Below are 20,151 nucleotides of genomic sequence, written 5' to 3' on the forward strand. Positions count from 1 at the left end.
CAGGTTGGTTTATTCCCAGTATACTCGAAATTGGCAGGCAAGCAAGCCGTACAACCGCATTGGCGACCGAGAGTCCCGTGCTGCACCGTGGTTTCCGGCTGCGATGATTTGTCCATTGGTGGCGCTCCAGGCGACCCCGTTCAGGAAGCTATTCAACCCAGGCGGCCGGGCCTGCCGAAATTTCTCCAGGAGAAGACCGATGAGCAAACTCAGCCAACCCAATTCCACCCTGAGCGAAGCCCGCCCATTCGCCTCGATGAGCCAGGTTCACCCGCACGCCGCCGGAGTGGACCTCGGCGCGCACGAAATCATGGTCTGCGTGCCGGGCGGGGAGAACACCCAACTGGTGCGTTCCTTCGGCAACTACACCGCCGACCTGCAGTCCATCGCCGCCTGGCTGAAGGAACACCACATCGAGACGGTGGCGATGGAATCCACCGGCGTCTACTGGATCCCGCTCTTCGAGACGCTCGAAGCGGCGGGCTTCCACTGTTGCCTGATCAGTTCCCGCTCGCTGCGACGCATCCCGGGCCGCAAGTCGGACGTGCTGGACTGCCAGTGGATTCAGACCCTCCACTCCTACGGGCTGCTGGAGAGTTCCTTCCGTCCCGAAGCCGACCTGATCGCCCTGCGCACGCTGCTGCGTCACCGCGCCCAACTGCTGGAGCATCGCGCCCCGCACGTTCTCCACATGCAGAAGGCGCTGCTGCAAATGAACATCCAGCTCTCACAGGCGCTGAGCGACGTGACCGGAGTGACCGGCCTGGCCATCATCCGCGCCATCGTCGCCGGGGAGCGCGACCCGCACAAACTCGCCGCCCTGCGCAACTACCGCTGCCACAAGGACGAAGAAGAGATCGCCAAAGCCCTGACCGGGACATGGCGGGAGGAGCATCTCTTCGTGCTCAAGCAATCCCTGGAGATGTACGACTTCTACACCCGCCAGATCGAAGCCTGCGACGCCGAGATCGAGCGCACCTACGCTCAAGTTCGGCCCGGGGAAGACGGCTCGGACGATGACGACCTGCCCCCGCTCCCCGAACACAAACGCAAGAGCCACAGCAAGAACGCTCCCCAGGCTGGTCAAATTCGCAGGCATCTCAAGCGCATCTGCGGGGTGGACGTGACCGCCATCCACGGCGTCGGTGAAGTCCTTGCCCAGGAAATGGTGATGGAGACCGGCACGGATATGTCGAAGTTCCCCAACGAAAAGCATTTCTGCTCCTGGCTGGGGCTGGCGCCCAAGAACGAAATCTCCGGCGGCAAAGTCCTGCGCAGCGCCACCCTCAAGACGCGCAACCGGGCCGGGCAAGCCTTCCGCAAGGCCGCGGCTTCTGTCATGCGCTCCGATTGTGTCTTTGGCGTCTTCTACCGGCGCATGAAAGCCCGTCTCGGCCCGGCGCAGGCGGCCGTTGCCACCGCCCATCTGATTGCGCGGGTGTATTACCGCATGTTAAAGTTCAAAGTGGAATATCAGCCGTTGACCGTCGAACAATACGAAGCCAAATACCGCCAGCAGCAGGTCAAATACCTGCAAAAGAAAGCCGCTAAACTCGGCTATCAACTCTCCCCGGCATGAATCAGGGCGCTGTTTCCCAGGAAGCGCTTGTTAGCCACCGTTTTTGTATAAAGGTACGAAATGCTTTTCTAAATCATTTATTGATGCACAAACTACCTGCCAACTAATTTTACATGTATCTTCATCAGGAATTATGCCCTCTTTGAATTGCTGATAGGGGTGAACCAAATTTCTAAATTCTCGAACCGAATGAGAAAAGCGCTTGACATCAATTTCTAGCCATCCTAATTCAAAAGCCACATCTATCATTTGGCTTAATGACCAATCACGAAAAGGTTTTGGTTTTCCAGTATTGTCTTTTGGACTTGCTGATGCACGACAGGCTTTTTCAGGAAATTTCATCAATGCCCAGTTCAATATGCCTTCAAGTAAACTGCCCATAAGAATTATAGATGCTAAATATGCTTGATTTTGAAGACATTTATCCACTTCTTCCCAACGTCGGTCTAATAAATCACTATATTCAGGCTCAACTCCAATCAACTTGAAGTCGGGTTTTGATAAAGTAAATTTATCGCCGTTAGGGAGCAAACTTAATGGGCGAGATAAACGGGGCTCAATACTTTTCAAAATAGGCGTTACGCCATTTATTTCAACGCTAAAGCCTTCAGGATTTAAGACTTCATTCAAGCTTTTAAGAGCCAATTCCAACTGCTCAACATTTCCTTTATAGGTCTTTGGCGAAGCCAGCCCTAAAATAACTTGCTTCAACTCATCATCTGAACATTGTCTCAAACAGCCTAATACCCAAATTTTTCGAGTTGAACCATCGTGCTGGAATTGTGGTAATCCGACACTTTCAAAAAAACGGGTTAAATACCAACTGCTACGATAAACCGGCGCAAAGCTTTTATCGTCGCCGCAAATTAATTCGGCTAATCTTTCGAGCGAGAATTCTTCCACAAATGATTTCCTAAATTTTGCAAGGCAGGTGGCTAGCGGCCTGCGCTTCACCTGCGCCGCGAAGCGCAGCGGAGCGGCGTCAGGTGCAAGCGCGTGTTGGGCGGCTACTCATCAATGCGAATAATTCACAGATGAGAGTAACCACCCTTTCTACTTCTTTCTCTTTGATTTTGCTTTCTCCAAGTTTTCCTTAACTCTAAACTTCACAATTTTTTAGATCGTACGGAATGGGTTGATCAAGCGGAAATTGCACAGCACCTTTTGAGCTTTTATATGCTGAAATTTCCTGTTTGAACCTTTCAATTCCGCTCGGCGTTGGATAGAATCCGATGTGGTTCCTGAAGGCGGCAAAATGAACCAAATTGCCTTTCAGGTAAAAAGTCGACATTCGGTAGCTAATCTTTTCTTCTGCGTCAGGCGCTGCTTCTCTGATTGTCAGCCTTATCTTTTCTAAAATCTTTCGAACATTCGGCGGAAAGATGGCAATGTATTCATCAACGTTCTTGGGTGTTGGTGAATCAGTTCCCATAATGATACTCCTTTGCGGTTTGTATGCGCTTCATCAGCCGCCCAACGGTTGGTTTCAGCGGCAGCGGCGGCACGGGCAAGACTCCTTCGCCCAAACTCAACTCCGCTGGCTCGCGGTGCGTACCTTCAGCGGCGAAGCCGCTGTCCGCTGGAAACGGTGTTAGCCGCAAATCACAGGCTGGAGCAAGACCCCACCGCCCATAAGCCCAGCCTTTCGCCGCTGGCAAAGCGCCCTGATCTTCACACCTGATGACTTTATAGCCCCTTGGCAGGCAAAGCGCCATAACCAAAACACCCACCGACCTTCTCTCACCACGCCAGGCAAGGACATCGCGGGCAAGACCGCACCGCCGACCAGCCAGCCCGCCCCAGGGACAGGAGAAATGCCCAGGAGCGGAAGCCCCACGCCCAGAAAGCCACCTGCCAGGCCAGCGGACTTCACCCCGCGCACCCCAGCCCAGGCGGACCACGCCCGAGCCAGCAACCCGCTCAAGGCCCGTCGCGGGCGGTGACGGCGGGCAAGACGCCTGCGCCGTAGCGTCCACGGCCCACAAGCCACCTGCCCAGGCGAGACCCCGCGCCAGGCGACGCCGCCCACCAGCCCAGGTCGCATGTTTTCCTGTCAAAGATCCATCCATCTGCGGCTAACGGCCTGCGTTTCACCTGCGCCGCGTAGCGCAGCGGAGCGGCGTCAGGTGCAAGCGCGTGTTGGGTTGCCCTTTTACGGATTAGCAAGTGAATTTATTGCTTGAGGCACTCCAATATATGGGTCTCCACCAATAAAGGCTCGGTATTCCGCTCTTTTATTTTGGTTTTGTGCAAAGAAACGATTCAAATATTCGGCTAAATGCCAAGCATAGTGTTCAGAGTTAAATGCCCGATAAATCGCAAGAGCAACATTTTGAGAGATTGGATTATCGGAGAGATATTTGATAACTAGTTCTTTGTTGGAATTTGCCCAATTAAATGAGCTCAATAGATTGTCATCGGTTATTGCTTCTTCAAGTGCTTGATAAAACCCATGTGTGACTAATGTTTTTAAATCCAGATCATTCGGCAGAACATCTGCCACAGAGTTTACAGCGCACTTTATTGCTTCGGGAATTTGTTCTGGTGGTATTAGAGACGCTCGTAGAAAGGAGCACAAGACAGCAAAATCATTATATCTGCTTCCATTAAACAAAAGGTCGTGCCAAATTAGGCGAACTTTTTGGGGTTGGTCCTGAAGTACGTATGCTCTTTCGGGATGTTGACGCAAGAAACTTACCAGCAAAGTGTCGTCTGTAATTAGATATGCCTTGCATGCTTCTCGCAATTCATCTGTTCCGTAAAGAAAGCAAGCTTCTAAAAACCTGACAGTGTTGGGGTTCCTGATACCCAAAGTTTTACTTGTGGGACTTAATGAGCTGTCAAACTCCGCAGAAACGTCACTTACAAATGCTTGATATTCTGCAACGGTGAGGGCGTTCACCAAGTCATGAATGATTGGTGCGATCGGCTCTGATGGAGATATTAGGCTTGGATTAAAATAGTCAAGGCACCGCCTCATCATCTCGTTACGGCTACCATTAACCACAAATTTTCCTAGATTAGACTCAATAAAGGCATAAAATGCTTCAACATGTGCCGCAATTATTTTATTTTGTCGAGAGTGAGCGCAATCATTCCGTCTATCTTTCCAGTACTTTAATTGGTTTCGTAAGTCATCTGACAAGATAAACACAGGAGCAGGATTTTTCTGCTGGATAGCGTCAAAAACAATTTTTTCCCATGTCTCTGGATTTTTCGCATTAGCTTGTATGCCAGCCCAATGATTTGGATTTATTCCTGTAGGTGATGGCGCAAAAACAAGCCTATCCCTGACAACATTCATAAATCCTAGATACGCAAATAATAGTGCCGCTTTATATGCTCCGACCTTGAAGCATATAAAAGATTCTTCAAAACTTGATAGAGCTTCCTTTGATATTTTCTGTGTGGATAGCCAAGTTTGCAATGGAATATTCATAAGCTCAATTTAGCAAGGGGCAACCCAACGGCCTGCGCATCACCTGCGGCGAGCCGAGCGCAGCGAGGCGAAGCCGTCAGGTGGATGCGCGTGTTAGGCATCTCAAATCAAAACTTCTTTGACAATCCATATCATTACCAACAATGTGACATAAAAGGGCCATATCGAGAAAGAAAGAAGTGCTGCCAAAAATGTCTTTAATATGTTTCCTACAGGAGTTACAGCATAGAGGTCTGAAGCGCTTATTTCTTGTTTGTGGAGTTTCTCGATAAAGGCGTTATAAGCCTTTCGGAACATTCTCTCCAGCGCCAAATAGTAAGCATCCAGAACCAGGAAAAGGATAGTTGGTATTATCGCCAAAAGTGCGTATTGTGGATTTCCCTTATCCGCTACTATGACAAGAATTGCTGAAACCAATGTTATACACCAAGCCTTGCACGACGCACTGTTAGAAGCCATCCTTTGAATGACTGATTGGCTAATCGTCAAGTGCGCTTGTACAGCCTGGGAATTTTCTCTGTATTCATTGTCTCTAGACATAAGCAACCCCCTAATATTTTTCGCGGATAGCGATTGCTTCTTCGACCCAAGCCGCCAAGTTGCGCTTGATATAGGCATAGACATCAGTGCTTACAGAGTAAGGAGGGTCGTATGCTTTCACGATACTTGATAATTTTGCTCTATCTCGTTTCATCGTAAAACCATCGAAGGGATTGCTTCCTTTTGACGACTGACGGCCTTCCCTGTCTTGTAGGTTGTGTATATATATGCCAAGCAATCCCTTCCCATCATTCCAGGACTTCTCAATTTCGTAGTTAATCCATTTTCTTCCTGCCGTATGAGTTCCTATCAGAACAATTGTACAGGATTTGCCATTCAACTGCTCGTCAATCCAGTTTCTTATTGCTTGGTCTCCGCCACGTGTAATAGATTCCCACTCATTGTCTGTTACAGGAGCATTGCCTTCAACAACACCCATATTCCTCACTTGTGCCGCTCGCCAATTGTCTTCTTTGTAGTGGAAACTGTAGAAAACTCTACGTGCCATTGTAATTTCTCCTTTGATTTCGGTTGAGATGCCTAACGGTTGGTTTCAGCGGCAGCGGCGGTGACAGGCAAGACCCCTTCGCCTCCACTCAACTCCGCTGGCTCGCGGCGCGTACCCTGAAGCGGCGAAGCCGCTGTCCGCTGCACCCTCTCATGATGGCCGGGCCATCATTTTTCCTGGGGGAAACAGGGGCGCAGGTTGGCTTACTCACAGTATACTCAAAATTGGCAGGCAAGCAAGCCGTACAATCGCATTGGCGACCGAGAGTCCCGTGCTGCACCGTGGTTTCCGGCTGCGATGATTTGTCCATTGGTGGCGCTCCAGGCGACCCCGTTCAGGAAGCTATTCAACCCAGGCGGCCGGGCCTGCCGAAATTTCTCCAGGAGAAGACCGATGAGCAAACTCAGCCAACCCAATTCCACCCTGAGCGAAGCCCGCCCGTTTGCCTCGATGAGCCAGGTTCACCCGCACGCCGCCGGAGTGGACCTCGGCGCGCACGAAATCATGGTCTGCGTGCCGGGCGGAGAGAACACCCAACTGGTGCGTTCCTTCGGCAATTATACCGCCGACCTGCAGTCCATCGCCGCCTGGCTGAAGGAACACCACATCGAGACGGTGGCGATGGAGTCCACCGGCGTCTACTGGATCCCGCTCTTCGAGACGCTCGAAGCGGCGGGCTTCCACTGTTGCCTGATCAGTTCGCGCTCGCTGCGGCGCATCCCGGGCCGCAAGTCGGACGTGCTGGACTGCCAGTGGATTCAGACCCTCCACTCCTACGGGCTGCTGGAGAGTTCCTTCCGTCCCGAAGCCGACCTGATCGCCCTGCGCACCCTGCTGCGTCACCGCGCCCAACTGCTGGAGCATCGCGCCCCGCACGTTCTCCACATGCAGAAGGCGCTGCTGCAAATGAACATCCAGCTCTCGCAGGCGCTGAGCGACGTGACCGGAGTGACCGGCCTGGCCATCATCCGCGCCATCGTCGCCGGGGAGCGCGACCCGCACAAACTCGCCGCCCTGCGCAACTACCGCTGCCACAAGGACGAAGAAGAGATCGCCAAAGCCCTGACCGGGACCCTTCGACAGGCTCAGGGCAGGCCTGGCGGGAGGAGCATCTCTTCGTGCTCAAGCAATCCCTGGAGATGTACGACTTCTACACCCGCCAGATCGAAGCCTGCGACGCCGAGATCGAGCGGACCTACGCTCAAGTTCGCCCCGGGGAAGACGGCTCGGACGATGACGACCTGCCCCCGCTTCCCGAACACAAACGCAAGAGCCACAGCAAGAACGCTCCCCAGGCTGGTCAAATTCGCAGGCATCTCAAGCGCATCTGCGGGGTGGACGTGACCGCCATCCACGGCGTCGGCGAAGTCCTTGCCCAGGAAATGGTGATGGAGACCGGCACGGATATGTCGAAGTTCCCCAACGAAAAGCATTTCTGCTCCTGGCTGGGGCTGGCGCCCAAGAACGAAATCTCGGGCGGCAAAGTCCTGCGCAGCGCCACGCTCAAGACGCGCAACCGGGCCGGGCAAGCCTTCCGCAAGGCCGCGGCTTCTGTCATGCGCTCCGATTGCGTCTTTGGCGTCTTCTACCGGCGCATGAAAGCCCGTCTCGGCCCGGCGCAGGCGGCGGTTGCCACCGCCCATCTGATTGCGCGGGTGTATTACCGCATGTTAAAGTTCAAAGTGGAATATCAGCCGTTGACCGTCGAACAATACGAAGCCAAATACCGCCAGCAGCAACTCAAATCCCTGCAAAAGAAAGCCGCCAAACTCGGCTATCAACTCTCCCCGGCATGAATCAGGGCGCTGTTTCCCAGGACGGTGTTGGGCGGCGTTTTTGCTTAAACCGTTGATTTGGAAAGAACTACGCTGGCACGCGGGGTCTTACTTCTCGCTCCAGGCGATCGCCCAAAGAATCGAGAGTTACATCCAAATCATACTCTGCCTGCAAGCCAAGCCAGAATTGCGGGGACGTACCAAAATAGCGAGACAAACGCAAGGCGGTATCTGCTGTAACACTTCGTTTCCCCATCACAATTTCATTGATACGCCGTGCATCAACTCCTATATCGATAGCCAAGCGATTCTGGCTCAGATTCATCGGCTTCAGGAATTCTTCTAGTAACACTTCACCAGGATGAACGGGCTTTAATTTATCGGTCATACTTACCTGCCAATCTAGTGATAATCCGTAATCTCAACATCGTAAGCGTCACTGCCTTCCCACCGAAAACAAACACGCCACTGGTCATTTATCCGAATACTCCATTGACCTGCACGATTGCCGCTCAACTTTTCAAGGCGATTAGCAGGCGGCACTCGCAAGTCATTGATGGAAATAGCGTTGTTTATCATGCGTAACTTTCGCAGAGCAACCTGCTGAATATCGGCAGGCAACTTTCGAGAGCGTTGACGATGATAAATCTTCTGGGTTTCATCATCTTTGAAAGTCTTTATCACGCTCTTATTTTATAGCGCAATGCGCCAAACGTCAACCACCCAACTTGATTTCGAAGCCAGCTAACGGTTGGTTTCAGCGGCAGCGGCGGGACGGGCAAGACACCTTCGCCTGCACTCAACTTCGCTGGCTCGCGGCGCGTACCCTGAAGCGGCAAAGCCGCTGTCCGCTGCACCCTCTCATGATGGCCGGGCCATCATTTTTCCTGAGGGAAACAGGGGCGCAGGTTGGTTTATTCCCAGTATACTCGAAATTGGCAGGCAAGCAAGCCGTACAACCGCATTGGCGACCGAGACTCCCGTGCTGCACCGTGGTTTCCGGCTGCGATGATTTGTCCATTGGTGGCGCTCCAGGCGACCCCGTTCAGGAAGCTATTCAACCCAAGCGGCCGGGCCTGCTGAAATTTCTCCAAGAGAAGACCGATACACGATGCGCTAAACGTCAATCACTCAATTTGATTTTCAACGAAGCAGCCAACGGTTGGCTTCACCGGCGGGCGGGGGACCTGGCGGGAAAATGCCAAAGCGCAGAACCCGCTTTCGGGGCAGAATCCCCTGGGGCGGGGCGAAAGCCCTCTGCCCGTGCAAGCGATGTTGGGCAGGGCACCACACTCCACGCGGAGCAACCACCGCCCTTACAGTACCCGCTTGTTTGCCTGCGGGCAAGAAGGGCCGATGTGCACCCCGCCCGGGCATACCACCGGCGGGCACGCGGACAACGCCCCCCAGGGGCGGCCACAAAAATGGGGGGGCCATGGCCCCCCGGATCCGGTCGTTAGTGATGGCCGCCGCAGCCGCCACCACCCCCGCCGCAGGTATTGTGCGGAGAAAATTGCGGAAGCCGCCCGGCCAGAAAGGCCTGTAGCGCAGCCCCGACACTGGGGGCGCCAGCCCCATAGAACACCTGGATCCCCGCTTGCTGGAAGCCCAAAAGCGGCCGCATGCCCATGCCACCGGCAATCAAGGCGCAAACCCCATGGGAAGCCAGATACTGCACCGGGGCCAAGCACCCGCCTTCCTGGTGGGGGATATTGGGCAGGGTCTCCACCGCAGCCACCACACCGTCTTCCACATCCACCAGCGTATAGAGCTCGCAATGCCCGAAGTGGGCGCTCACCCCGGCCTCCATGCCACCAGGCTGCTCCGAGGGAACAGCCACCCGCACTCGTGATGCCATCATATACCTCCTTGAGAATCCATCTTCTGCAAAAGTACCGGCCACATGGCGCGTACCGCCCGGGCCCATGGACCGTCGGTCTCCGTCACCGCCATCCCCTGGGCCATGGCCCAAGGGACCGCCGTATCGTGGGGCAGCCGCCCCAAGAGCATCCATCCCTGTTCGGCGCACAAGGCTTCCACCGCAGCGGCCATATCCGGGGCCAAGTCCCACTTGTTGAGCACCACCGCCACCGGCACCCGAAACCGGGCGCACACCGCGGCCACCCGCCTCAGATCATGGAGCCCGGACGGACTCGGCTCAGTGACCAAAACCGCCCAATGCGCCTGAGAAAGGGACGCAATGACCGGGCACCCGATGCCCGGAGCGCCGTCGGCCAGGATGAGTTCCCGCCCCAACTGCGCCGCCCACAGACGGGCCTGCTGCTTGACCACGGACACCAACCGGCCGGAGTTCTCGCCCCCAGGCTCCAGACGGGCATGGACCATGGGGCCAAAGCGGGTGTGGCTGCGCATCCATACCCCGCAAAAGCGGGGATCGAAGCGCATGGCCCCTTCCGGGCAGAGGGCCACGCAGGTCTTACAGCCTTCGCACCGGCGCGGATCCACAATGGCCGTCCCGCCTTCTCCCATCCGCACCGCCCCAAACCGGCACACCTGCGCACAGAGCCCGCAGCCACTGCACTGGGAAGCCTCCACCCGCGCCACGTGGCCGGAAACAAAATCTTCTTGGTCGTGCACGTGCGCATGGAGTACGAGATGGAGATTGGCGGCGTCCACGTCCAAATCCGCGAGCACGGCCTTGCCCTCGGCCAAGTGGGCCAAGGCCGCGGTGAGCGTGGTCTTGCCGGTGCCGCCCTTGCCACTGAGAACGATGAGTTCGCGCATCCCCATCCCTCCTTAGGCGCGCAGCGCCCCTATGAGCGCTTCCATGGCGGCGCGCACCACAGGGTCTTCGGCCAAAGAGCCACCCCGGGCATAAATGCCTGCCAGCTCTGAAGAATATGGAATACGGGCAAGCACCGGCAGATGATGCGTACGGCAATACGCCCCCACCGGCGCATCCCCCAGGCCATCGCGGTTGATCACCACGGCCATCGGCTTGCCCAAGGGCGCAAAGGCCTGGTGCGCCAATTGGAAGTCATGCAGCCCAAACGGCGTGGGTTCCGTGACCAGAAGGATCGCATCCGCCTGTTCCACCGCGGTCATGGCCGGGCAACTCACCCCTGGAGGGGCATCCACGAGCAGATCCCGGTCGGCGGCCAAGGCGATAGCCCGCGCCAGGACCTCACGCATCAGCGGCGGGGCCATGGCCTCGCCCAAACGCAAGCGGCCGGTGACGACGGTATGCCTTCCCGCCCGGCCGGTGGTGATTTCCCCCACCACACGGCTGCCCCGCGCCAAGGCGTCTGCGGGACACACGCGAAAGCACCCGCCGCAACTATGGCACATCTCCGAGAACACCTGCGCCCGCCCCCCAAGCAGGGCAATGGCCCCAAATTGGCACAAGTCGGCGCACGCCCCACAGGCGGTGCAGCGCTCCGCCCGCACCACCGGGGTCTCCACCCCGACCTCCTCCGACGACTCCGGCACAGGATGCACGAACAGGTGGAGGTTCGGGGCCTCGACGTCCACATCCGCCAGCACCGCGGCCGCAGGCCACACCGCAGCCAAGGCGGCGACGACGGAAGTCTTTCCCGTACCGCCCTTACCGCTGGCCACCGCAAGGATCACCGCCCACCTCCCGAAGGTGCGGCCGCAGGGGTGAGCGCCCCGGCGCGAAACCGCTCCACGGCATCGGCCACGGTGCCGCCCTGCACGCCTTCGAAAATCTGGATCCCCGCCTGCTGCAGGGCGGCAAACGCCTTGGGCCCGACCACGCCGGTGAGCACCGCGCCCACCCCCATGCGGGCCACACGATCCGCAGCCTGGATACCCGCCCCATGGGCGGCCACCTGAGAAGCCCCGTTGTCGAGATATTCCACGGCCATGGTGGCCAGATCCACCACCACAAAGCCCGCTGCCCGGCCAAAACGGGCGTCCACCCGACTCTCCAAACCTGGTCCCTGACTGCTGATGGCGATCTTCATCGGCCCCTCCCCGGATTTTTCCTGTTCTGCCACCACCCGCCTCACCGCAGCGTCGCCTTCCCACACCGTGAGCGCCAGACCCTCCACCACGGCCCGGGCCACAGTGCGTCGCGCTTCGGCCAGCACCCGACCCACGGTATGGCGGGAAACGCCCATGCGCTGGGCGGCGGACTCCAAATCCACCCCCTCCACATCCACCAGGCGCAAGGCCTCAAACCCGTCCAGCGACAGGTAGATCTCCTCCAGATCCCGCATGGGGATGCCCTGGGGCTTGAACGAACGGGCGCGTGGAACCCCTTCCACGCGCCGGCATTTCTTCGGTCGCGGCATAGTGTTTTTTTCGCTCGAAAGAGCATTACTTGTCGGAAACGGTGTCCGTCAATCCCCCAGGCGTCTGCGGGCTCCCCCCGTGCCGTCCGGCGCGACCACTTCCGCGCCCACTTCCACCGCAGGAGCCGTCCCGGCGGCAGATTCCTCGTCCCTGACCGCCCTGGCCGCCTCTGCCGCCGCGTCCACCGCGTCCACTGCCTGAGCGTCCGCTCCCAAACATACGTTTCTCCTCCGGCAGCACCCGGATTTTCTCCCCGGCCGCAGGGGCGCTGCAGCTTCCGCGGCCGGGATTTCGTCGGCATTCCCAATGCGGATGGCCATGCCGCTGGTCAGCGCCCGCACCACCTGGGAGCGCGCTGAGCCCACCATACGACACACCGTGGCCTTGGATACGCCCAGGCGCCCTGCAGCCTCCTCTTGCGTCAGCCCCAGGCCGTCCACCAGGCGCATGGCCTCGAGGTCTTCAGCAGCCACCACCACCCCACGCAACGCCCCCACCGGGACCCCGCACGGGGCAAACAGCCGCATTGCAGGCACGAACCCTGTTCTCTGACACCGCCGCCGACGACCCATGCCTCCTCCTCTTTTTGAAACATGTTTCATATAAAACGAAAGAGCCCCGCCGTCAAGGGCCCTGCGCCCTTCTCCAAAACGCGACAAGCCGGAGACACCTCTCCGGCTTGTCCAGGGCGGCACGCAATGGCGAACGCTCTGTTAGTGGCCGCAGCCTCCACCGCAGGAGGAGCACCCCCCGCCTTCGGGAAACTGCATGCTCGACTTCACCACAAACCCCCACTGGTCATTGAAGTCGATCTCCACGGGTTTGGCGGCATCAAACAAGCTTTGCTCCATGAGAAAGGAATACCCGGCCTGCTCGAAGGTCGCGTCTCCTGGCTTGGGCTCGTCCAAGGCCAACCCCAAACGCGGCCCGCCACAACCCGCGGCGAGGTACACCCGAATGGGCTCTTTGTCTTTTCCTTCAAAGTGCTGGTCCAGTTGCCGCTGGGCGGCGGGAGAAAGGGAAAACATAGAATCCTCCGATAATTTTGATTGGCGATGCCCTTGGATTAAAAACTCCCCCCGGAAAGTCAACGGCCGCGGTCTAGATTTTTTCCTCGGCCATGCCTAAAGGGGCCGGTTCGGAAATACTGCGTTCGGAGGTTTCTAGCATGATTGAAGCCCACCGCCTCTCCATGGCGCATGGAGCGACCATGGCGCTCACCGACGCCTCCCTCACCGTCGCACCGGGCGAAATCGTCGCACTGCTCGGACCCAACGGCGCGGGCAAGACCACGTTCCTGCGCATCTTGGCCACGGCCCTCAAGCCCAAATCCGGCTGGGCGCGCATCTGCGGCTTCGACACCGTGAAAGCGCCCATCCTTGCCCGCCGGCACACCGGCTACCTCCCCGAGCATCCGCCCATCGATCCCCTCATGGCGGTGGAAGACTTCCTCCGCTTCACCGCCGAGGCACGCGGGCTCCGGGGGACGGTCCTGAGCCAGCGTCTTGCCTGGACCATGGAGCGCACCGAACTCACCCCCCGGCGCCGCCAGCGCACCGGCGAGCTCTCCAAAGGCTACCAGCAACGCGTCGGGCTCGCCCAAGCGTTGATCCACGACCCGGACGTGCTCATCCTCGACGAGCCCACCACGGGCCTCGATCCGGTGCAGATCCGCCATGTCCGCGCGCTGATCACCGAGCTCGCCGCCCACAAGGCGGTGCTCTTCTCCACCCACATCCTCCAGGAGGCCGCGGCCCTTGGGCACCGCATCGGCATCATCGCCGGCGGCCGCATCCGCGCCGTGGGCACCCGGGAGGAGCTTGCAGCTCAGGCCGGCGTCCCGGCCGTGATCCATGCCTGCCTCGAAGCCCCGGCCGCTGCCGTGCGCGAGGCCCTGGCCCAAGTGCCGGGGCTCTGCGAGGTCGAGGTCCAGGAAACCACCGCAAGCACCCAAGTACACGCCACCACGGACAGCCCCTCGGCCGCCAGCCAGGCCCTGGGGCGGGCTTTTCGTGCCCGCGACCTCACCGTGACCCAGCTTGCCGCAACGCTCCCGGATTTGGAGACCCTGTTTTTCCGCCTCACCGCCCAAAACTCCGAGGAGGCCGACCATGCGTGATCTTGTGACCATCATGCGCCGCGAACTCTTTCGCTTCACAGCCACCCCCATGGGGGCCATCGTCCTCGTGGCGTTCTATCTCCTTGCCGTCGGGCTCTTTGCCCCGGAGTTTTTCCTCCTGCCCACTGCGGACATGCGCCCCTTCTTCACGGTGCTTCCTTTTGTCCTCTGCGCCGTTCTCCCGGCAGTCACCATGCATCTGTGGGCCGGGGAGCGCAGCCAAGGCACGCTGGAGCTCCTGCTCGTGCTCCCCGTGCGGCCGGCGGCCCTGGTGCTGGCAAAATTTCTCGCCGCCATGGTCTTCGTGCTCGTGGCCCTGGCGTCCACCGGGGTCATCCCGCTCATGTTCGGGGTTCTGGGTTCCCCGGATTGGGGCCAGATGGCGGCCTCCTACCTCGGCAGCGTGCTTCTTTGCGCCATGTTCGTCGCCTTGGGGCAGCTCGCCTCCGGCTTTGCCGCAGACCAGACTTCGGCCTTTGTCCTCGCCCTGGGCGGTGCTTTCGGGCTCTATCTCCTCGGCTCCGACTTTGCGGCCATGGCCCTGGATGGCTGGCACCCGGGGCTGGGGGCGCTGCTGCGCCGCCTCTTCGGGGCCGCCACCTACTTTGCCCCGTTTGTCCGCGGCCTTGTGGAGGCCCAAGGTGTGGGCTTTTTCCTCCTGTGGACCGCCATTTTCCTCTTCCTCAACGGCCTGGCGCTGGAGCACCGCGGCCAGCAAGGCTTTCGCCTCCGCTTTGCCGCTGCCGTGATCCTCTGCATCACCATCGGCGCCCTGAGCACCCATCTCCTTTCCCAAGCACGGCTGCCGCGCCTCGACCTCACCCAAGGCAAAATCCACAGCCTCTCGCCAGCCACCGCCCGCATCCTCCAAAACCTTCCGGCCCCCATCCAGGTCACCTACTACGTCACCCCAGCGGCCCAGATGCCCACGGAACTCAAGAGCTTGGAGCGTGACGTCATGGACCGCTTGGAGGCCATGAGCGCCCAGGCGCCGGACAAGATGGTGCTGCGGCGGGTCTATCTCCAGGCCGCCAACGTGGTGGCCGACAGCGCCCAGGCAAGCGACCTGGAGCGCCAGATGCTCGCCAAAGGGGTGCAGCCCATCTCCGTGGCCGCAGTGCGCCAGACCGGCACGGTGAGCGAACTCGTCTACACGAGCATCGGCATCGCCTACCGCGACAAGCCCGAAGAAATCCTGCCCGCCGTCGTGCCCAACACCTTGGGAGAACTGGAATACCTCATCGCCTCCACGGCCCTGCGTCTTGCCCGCGCCACGCCGCCCACCGTGGCCGTGGCCAGCGGGCCGGGACAATTCACCGAGTTATCCCGCATGCTCGAGCGCGAAGGCTATACCGTGCGCCCCGTGTCCCTCGAAGAGCCCTTGCCCCAGGCGGACGCCATCGTGCTCGTGCAGCCCCAGCTCTCGGACAAAGCGCGCTACCAACTGGCTCGCGCCCTGGCCCAGGGGGCCCGGATCTTCCTTGCCGTACAGCAGGAGACCTGGGACTACTCCCAGGCCCTGGGGCGGCTTTCCGCCGTGCGTCTTCCGCTGGGTTCCACCGTCGAAGCCTGGCTTGCCCCGTACGGGGTGCGCCTTGTCCCGGGCATCCTCATGGACGAACAATCCATCGCCGTACGGGTGGCCACCAACCCCTGGGACCAGCTCACCGGCGGCGGCATGACCCTCAAACTCCCCACCCACATCCTCGTCACCCGCCAGCACATGGCCCCAGACCCCATGCTCCTGCGGGTGGACAACCTCGTCTATCTTTGGGGCAGCGCCCTGGAGCTCACCGACACCAACGCCACCCAGATCACCCGCACCCCGCTGGCCTGGACCTCGCCCCAGGCGTGGACCATCCCGCAGGAAACGACGCTCACCCCCCAATCCATCACCCCGCCGGATGCCGGCCGCCGCAGCTTTCCCGTCTTGGTGCGCCTTGCCGGCGAGTTCCCCGCTCCCCAAGGCCCGCCGCCAGCAGACGCTGGCGCCACCGCGCACGCGGTGGAACCGTGGACGCCTGCACCGGGGGAACTGCTGATCACCGGGTGCTCCAGCATGTTTGCCGACGGCCTGGTCTCCACCAACGCCGAGCTCCTCTTTGCCGCCCTCGACGGCATGATCTTTGGCGAAGATCTCCTGCACATCCGACCCAAGGAGATCCCCTCACGGGTGCTGCCGCCCCTTGCTCCCCAGGCGGCCCTGGCATGGAAGCTCGCGCTCCACGCCGCAGTGCCGCTCCTGGTGCTCGGCGCAGGCCTCATGCTGGGGCTTCGCCGCCGCGCCCAAGAACGCCAATCCCTCACTTAAGGAGGAGCCATGTCCCGCATCCTTGCCACGCTGACGGCGCTAGCCGCCATCCTCCTGGGGGTAACGCTGTGGAGCAACCGCCCGCCTACCCACGTGGTTGCCCCCGACGCCTTGGCCGTGTTCGCGCCGGCCGATCTCGTGGAGAGCGCCCAGCGCATCACCCTTGCCCAGAAAAACGCGACCCTGACCTTGGAGCGGCAGCCTGGGCGCTGGTATATTGTCGAGACCAACCAAACCGCCAGCAACGCCACGGTGGCCACCCTGCTGCAGACCGTAAAGGGTCTGCGCGGCGAGGCCAGAATCGGCGATCCCAAGGACTTCGGCCTCACCGATGACGCCCTGCGCCTGACCATCACCACCGCCGACGGCGCCCGATACGCCCTGCGTGTGGGGCGCATGGATTTTCGCGTGGTCTTTGTGGCCCGGCCCGAGGAGCCCCAGGTCTGGGCAGTAGGCGGCCAGCTCTTTGGGGCCCTTGGGGGGGCGCACCGCGCCCTGAGCCCACAATTTTGGGCACAAGTGCCCGAGTCTTCCCCATGAGGAGCGCAAAAAACTTCACCCTCGGCCTTTACAAATGCCAAAGCGGGTTTATTCCCAAGGGAAATTTGTGTGCACCACGAAATCCACTTTTGAGGAGAATATCATATGGGGAAGATCATCGGCATCGACCTGGGAACCACCAATAGCTGCGTCTATGTCATGGAGGGCAAAGACGCCAAATGCATCACCAATCCTGAGGGCGGTCGCACCACGCCGTCCATCGTGGCTTTCACGGACAAAGAACGCCTCGTGGGCGAAATCGCCAAGCGCCAGGCGGTCACCAACCCGGAAAAGACCATCTTTGCGGTCAAACGCCTCATGGGTCGCAAGCTTGACGATCCGCAGCTCAAAGCCTGGGTGGCCAAGAGCCCGTACAAAATCGTGGAAGGCCCCAACGGCGACGCCTACGTGCAGATCGGGGACAAGAAATACAGCCCGCCGGAGATCTCGGCCATGATCCTCCAGAAGCTCAAGGCCGATGCCGAGGCCTATCTGGGCGAAAAGGTCACCGAGGCGGTCATCACCGTGCCGGCCTATTTCAACGACTCCCAGCGCCAGGCCACCAAAGACGCGGGCCGCATCGCCGGTCTCGAAGTCAAGCGCATCATCAACGAGCCCACCGCGGCCTCTCTGGCCTACGGCGCGGACAAGAAGAAGAACGAAAAGATCGCGGTCTTCGACCTGGGCGGCGGCACCTTCGACATCTCCATCCTGGAGGTGGGCGACAACGTCGTGGAAGTGCGTGCCACCAACGGCGACACCTTCCTAGGCGGCGAGGACTTCGACCACGAGATCATCACCTATCTGGTCAACGAGTTCAAACGGGAAAACGGCATCGACCTCTCCCAGGACAAGATGGCCTTGCAGCGCCTCAAAGAGGCGGCGGAAAAGGCCAAAAAAGAGCTCTCCTCCTCCCTGGAGACGGACATCAACCTGCCGTTCATCACCGCGGACCAGTCCGGGCCCAAGCACCTCATGATGAAGCTCTCCCGCGCCAAGCTGGAGTCCTTGTGCGAGCACCTGGTCAAGCGCACCATCGAGCCGTGCAAGAAGGCCCTGGCCGACGCCGGGCTCAAGGCCAGCGACATCGACGAGGTCATCCTCGTGGGCGGCATGACGCGTATGCCCTTGGTGCAAAAGACCGTGGCCGACTTCTTCGGCAAAGAGCCCAACAAGAGCGTCAACCCCGATGAGGTGGTGGCCATGGGCGCGGCCATCCAGGGCGGTATCCTGGCCGGTGACGTCAAGGATGTGCTTCTGCTCGACGTCACGCCCCTGTCGCTTGGCATCGAGACCTTGGGCGGGGTGTTCACCAAGCTCATCGAGCGCAACACCACCATCCCCACCCGCAAGAGCCAGGTGTTCACCACCGCGGCGGACAACCAGCCCTCGGTGTCCATCCACGTGCTCCAGGGCGAACGCCCCATGGCGGCGGACAACATGACCCTGGGCCGCTTCGAGCTCACGGGCATCCCGCCGGCGCCGCGTGGCGTGCCGCAGATCGAGGTCACCTTCGACATCGACGCCAACGGCATCGTCAACGTGTCCGCCAAGGACATGGGCACGGGCAAGGAGCAGTCCATCCGCATCACCGCCTCTTCGGGGCTCTCGGAAGACCAGATCAACCGGCTCATCAAAGAGGCCGAAGCCCACGCCGAAGAAGACAAGCGCAAGCAGAAGCTCATCGAGACCCGCAACAGTGCCGACACCCTCATCTACACCACGGAAAAGAGCCTGCGGGACTTGGGCGACAAGGTGGATGCGGCCTTGCGGGCGGACATCGAATCCAAGGTGGAGGCGCTCAAGAAGGTCATGCAGGGCGATGACGCCGAAGCCATTTCCCGCGCCGCCGACGACCTGGCCCGGGCCTCCCACAAGCTGGCGGAACAGCTCTACGCCCAAAAGGCCGGCGGCTCCACGGAAGGCGCTGGCGCCAACCAGGCCAGCGGATCCGGCGCAGGCAAGAAAGACGACGATGACGTCGTCGACGCCGATTACACCGAAGTCAAATAATCCTCCCCCTCCTCCCTCCCCAAAAAGCCGGGGCGCTCGCCGCTCCGGCTTTTTGGCGTCCTGCACCTTTCCGATCCCCAAGGTCCTCCGCCAGCAGACACTGGCGCCGCCGCGCACGCGGTGGAACCGTGGACGCCTGGACCGCCAGCGGCACGCGGCCCAGGCACGCCGAGATCCCAGATAGTCCGATCGGCTACTTGGCGGCCTTGCCTTGGGCGGCCACCGCGGCCTGGGCGGCGCGGATGGTCTCCTCGTCGGCCAGATAGCGGCTGCGGATGGGGCGGCAGCTCTCATCGAGCTCGTAGACCAGCGGCTGACCGGTGGGGATGTTGAGGCGCACGATGTCTTCGTCCGAGACACCGTCCAGGTATTTGATGAGCGCGCGCAGGCTGTTGCCGTGGGCGGCCACCAGCAAGCGCTCGCCCGCCAAAATCCGCGGCACGATGACCGTCTGCCAGTACGGCACCACCCGGGCCACGGTATCCTTGAGGCATTCGGTACGCGGGAACTCCGCCTTGGGCAGCGCCGCATACCGCGGGTCGGCCATCATGGAGGTGAGGCGCTCGTCGTCCTCGGCCAGGGCCGGGGGGCGCACATCGTAGGAACGCCGCCAGATGAGCACCTGCTCATCGCCGTATCGGGCCGCCATCTCCGCCTTGTTGAGGCCCTGCAGGCCGCCGTAGTGGCGCTCGTTGAGCCGCCAGGAGTGCTCCACCGGCAGCCACAAGAGATCGAGCTCTTCCAAAATGAGGTTGAGGGTCTTGTTGGCGCGCTTGAGCACCGAGGTGAAGGCACGGTCAAAGGTAAACCCTTCGGCCTTGAGCATGCGGCCCGCCTCGCGGGCCTCGGCCATGCCTTTTTCCGTGAGGTCCACGTCCGTCCAGCCCGTAAACCGGTTTTCCTTGTTCCACGTGGACTCGCCATGGCGGACAAAAACGATGGTGTGCATGAGAAACTCCTTGAAAAAAGTGCGCGAGACTGCGCGCAACCATAGCGATCTTTGTCTGTGCGGGCAATGGCGCGCCGCGGGATGCCCCTCGCCGCGTCTT

At 60.0% G+C, this 20,151-nt stretch carries 21 protein-coding genes; 7 read left to right on the forward strand and 14 right to left on the reverse strand.

The window, feature by feature from the left end; translation table 11 throughout:
* Positions 1–199: 199 nt before the first annotated feature.
* Positions 200–1,579: an IS110 family transposase gene (locus QMF81_RS01175; RefSeq protein ID WP_281751214.1), complete on the forward strand. Its 1,380-nt coding sequence runs from the start codon at positions 200–202 to the stop codon at positions 1,577–1,579.
* Positions 1,580–1,609: 30 nt separating this feature from the next.
* On the opposite strand, the gene QMF81_RS01180 is transcribed toward QMF81_RS01175, so the two are convergent.
* The 5 genes from QMF81_RS01180 to QMF81_RS01200 form a co-directional block, all read right to left on the reverse strand.
* Complete coding sequence (locus QMF81_RS01180; protein WP_281751216.1) at positions 1,610–2,482, reverse strand: hypothetical protein; 873 nt, start codon at positions 2,480–2,482, stop codon at positions 1,610–1,612.
* Between the two features lie 196 nt (positions 2,483–2,678).
* Positions 2,679–3,011, reverse strand: coding sequence for a DUF1801 domain-containing protein (locus QMF81_RS01185; RefSeq protein WP_281751218.1), 333 nt, complete (start codon positions 3,009–3,011; stop codon positions 2,679–2,681).
* 720 nt (positions 3,012–3,731) lie between these two features.
* Positions 3,732–5,018: a hypothetical protein gene (locus QMF81_RS01190; RefSeq protein ID WP_281751220.1), complete on the reverse strand. Its 1,287-nt coding sequence runs from the start codon at positions 5,016–5,018 to the stop codon at positions 3,732–3,734.
* A 102-nt stretch (positions 5,019–5,120) separates the two neighbouring features.
* A complete protein-coding gene (locus QMF81_RS01195) occupies positions 5,121–5,558 on the reverse strand; it encodes a hypothetical protein (RefSeq protein WP_281751222.1) in 438 nt (145 codons plus the stop codon).
* Between the two features lie 10 nt (positions 5,559–5,568).
* On the reverse strand, positions 5,569–6,066 hold the full coding sequence (locus QMF81_RS01200) for a TIR domain-containing protein (protein WP_281751224.1): 498 nt from the start codon (positions 6,064–6,066) through the stop codon (positions 5,569–5,571).
* Between the two features lie 393 nt (positions 6,067–6,459).
* On the opposite strand from QMF81_RS01200, the gene QMF81_RS01205 reads away from it, so the two are divergent.
* Both QMF81_RS01205 and QMF81_RS01210 read left to right on the forward strand, forming a co-directional pair.
* Complete coding sequence (locus QMF81_RS01205) at positions 6,460–7,410, forward strand: transposase (RefSeq protein WP_281751226.1); 951 nt, start codon at positions 6,460–6,462, stop codon at positions 7,408–7,410.
* A complete protein-coding gene (locus QMF81_RS01210) occupies positions 7,407–7,862 on the forward strand; it encodes a transposase (protein WP_281751228.1) in 456 nt (151 codons plus the stop codon). The genes QMF81_RS01205 and QMF81_RS01210 overlap by 4 nt, the downstream gene beginning before the upstream one ends.
* A 67-nt stretch (positions 7,863–7,929) precedes the next feature.
* On the opposite strand, the gene QMF81_RS01215 is transcribed toward QMF81_RS01210, so the two are convergent.
* From QMF81_RS01215 to QMF81_RS01250, 8 genes are all read right to left on the reverse strand, one after another.
* Entirely contained in the window at positions 7,930–8,229 is a 300-nt protein-coding gene (locus QMF81_RS01215; RefSeq protein WP_281751229.1) for a HigA family addiction module antitoxin, read from the reverse strand.
* A gap of 14 nt (positions 8,230–8,243) precedes the next feature.
* On the reverse strand, positions 8,244–8,525 hold the full coding sequence (locus QMF81_RS01220) for a type II toxin-antitoxin system RelE/ParE family toxin (protein WP_281751231.1): 282 nt from the start codon (positions 8,523–8,525) through the stop codon (positions 8,244–8,246).
* 772 nt (positions 8,526–9,297) lie between these two features.
* On the reverse strand, positions 9,298–9,702 hold the full coding sequence (locus QMF81_RS01225) for a NifB/NifX family molybdenum-iron cluster-binding protein (RefSeq protein ID WP_281751233.1): 405 nt from the start codon (positions 9,700–9,702) through the stop codon (positions 9,298–9,300).
* Positions 9,699–10,586: an ATP-binding protein gene (locus tag QMF81_RS01230; protein ID WP_281751235.1), complete on the reverse strand. Its 888-nt coding sequence runs from the start codon at positions 10,584–10,586 to the stop codon at positions 9,699–9,701. Before QMF81_RS01230 ends, QMF81_RS01225 begins: the two co-directional genes overlap by 4 nt.
* A 12-nt stretch (positions 10,587–10,598) precedes the next feature.
* The gene (locus tag QMF81_RS01235; RefSeq protein WP_281751237.1) at positions 10,599–11,432 is read right to left on the reverse strand and encodes an ATP-binding protein; all 834 of its coding nucleotides are present in this window, start codon (positions 11,430–11,432) and stop codon (positions 10,599–10,601) included.
* Positions 11,429–12,118, reverse strand: coding sequence for a NifB/NifX family molybdenum-iron cluster-binding protein (locus tag QMF81_RS01240; protein WP_281751239.1), 690 nt, complete (start codon positions 12,116–12,118; stop codon positions 11,429–11,431). The genes QMF81_RS01235 and QMF81_RS01240 overlap by 4 nt, the downstream gene beginning before the upstream one ends.
* 48 nt (positions 12,119–12,166) lie before the next feature.
* Positions 12,167–12,691, reverse strand: a complete 525-nt coding sequence (locus QMF81_RS01245; protein WP_281751241.1) for a DUF134 domain-containing protein — start codon at positions 12,689–12,691, stop codon at positions 12,167–12,169.
* A gap of 141 nt (positions 12,692–12,832) precedes the next feature.
* The gene (locus QMF81_RS01250) at positions 12,833–13,147 is read right to left on the reverse strand and encodes an IscA/HesB family protein (protein ID WP_281751243.1); all 315 of its coding nucleotides are present in this window, start codon (positions 13,145–13,147) and stop codon (positions 12,833–12,835) included.
* 140 nt (positions 13,148–13,287) lie between these two features.
* On the opposite strand from QMF81_RS01250, the gene QMF81_RS01255 reads away from it, so the two are divergent.
* The 4 genes from QMF81_RS01255 to dnaK all read left to right on the forward strand — a co-directional run bounded on the left by QMF81_RS01255 (position 13,288) and on the right by dnaK (position 19,102).
* Entirely contained in the window at positions 13,288–14,238 is a 951-nt protein-coding gene (locus QMF81_RS01255; RefSeq protein WP_281751245.1) for an ABC transporter ATP-binding protein, read from the forward strand.
* Complete coding sequence (locus QMF81_RS01260) at positions 14,231–16,549, forward strand: Gldg family protein (protein WP_281751247.1); 2,319 nt, start codon at positions 14,231–14,233, stop codon at positions 16,547–16,549. Before QMF81_RS01255 ends, QMF81_RS01260 begins: the two co-directional genes overlap by 8 nt.
* 9 nt (positions 16,550–16,558) lie before the next feature.
* A complete protein-coding gene (locus QMF81_RS01265; RefSeq protein WP_281751249.1) occupies positions 16,559–17,089 on the forward strand; it encodes a DUF4340 domain-containing protein in 531 nt (176 codons plus the stop codon).
* A gap of 105 nt (positions 17,090–17,194) precedes the next feature.
* On the forward strand, positions 17,195–19,102 hold the full coding sequence (gene dnaK / locus QMF81_RS01270; protein ID WP_281751250.1) for a molecular chaperone DnaK: 1,908 nt from the start codon (positions 17,195–17,197) through the stop codon (positions 19,100–19,102).
* 193 nt (positions 19,103–19,295) lie between these two features.
* On the opposite strand, the gene gpmA is transcribed toward dnaK, so the two are convergent.
* Positions 19,296–20,051, reverse strand: a complete 756-nt coding sequence (gpmA, locus tag QMF81_RS01275) for a 2,3-diphosphoglycerate-dependent phosphoglycerate mutase (protein ID WP_281751252.1) — start codon at positions 20,049–20,051, stop codon at positions 19,296–19,298.
* Between the last annotated feature and the right edge of the window lie 100 nt (positions 20,052–20,151).

Source organism: Thermodesulfomicrobium sp. WS (assembly GCF_027925145.1).
In the GTDB taxonomy this organism is placed as follows: Bacteria; Desulfobacterota; Desulfovibrionia; order Desulfovibrionales; family Desulfomicrobiaceae; genus Thermodesulfomicrobium.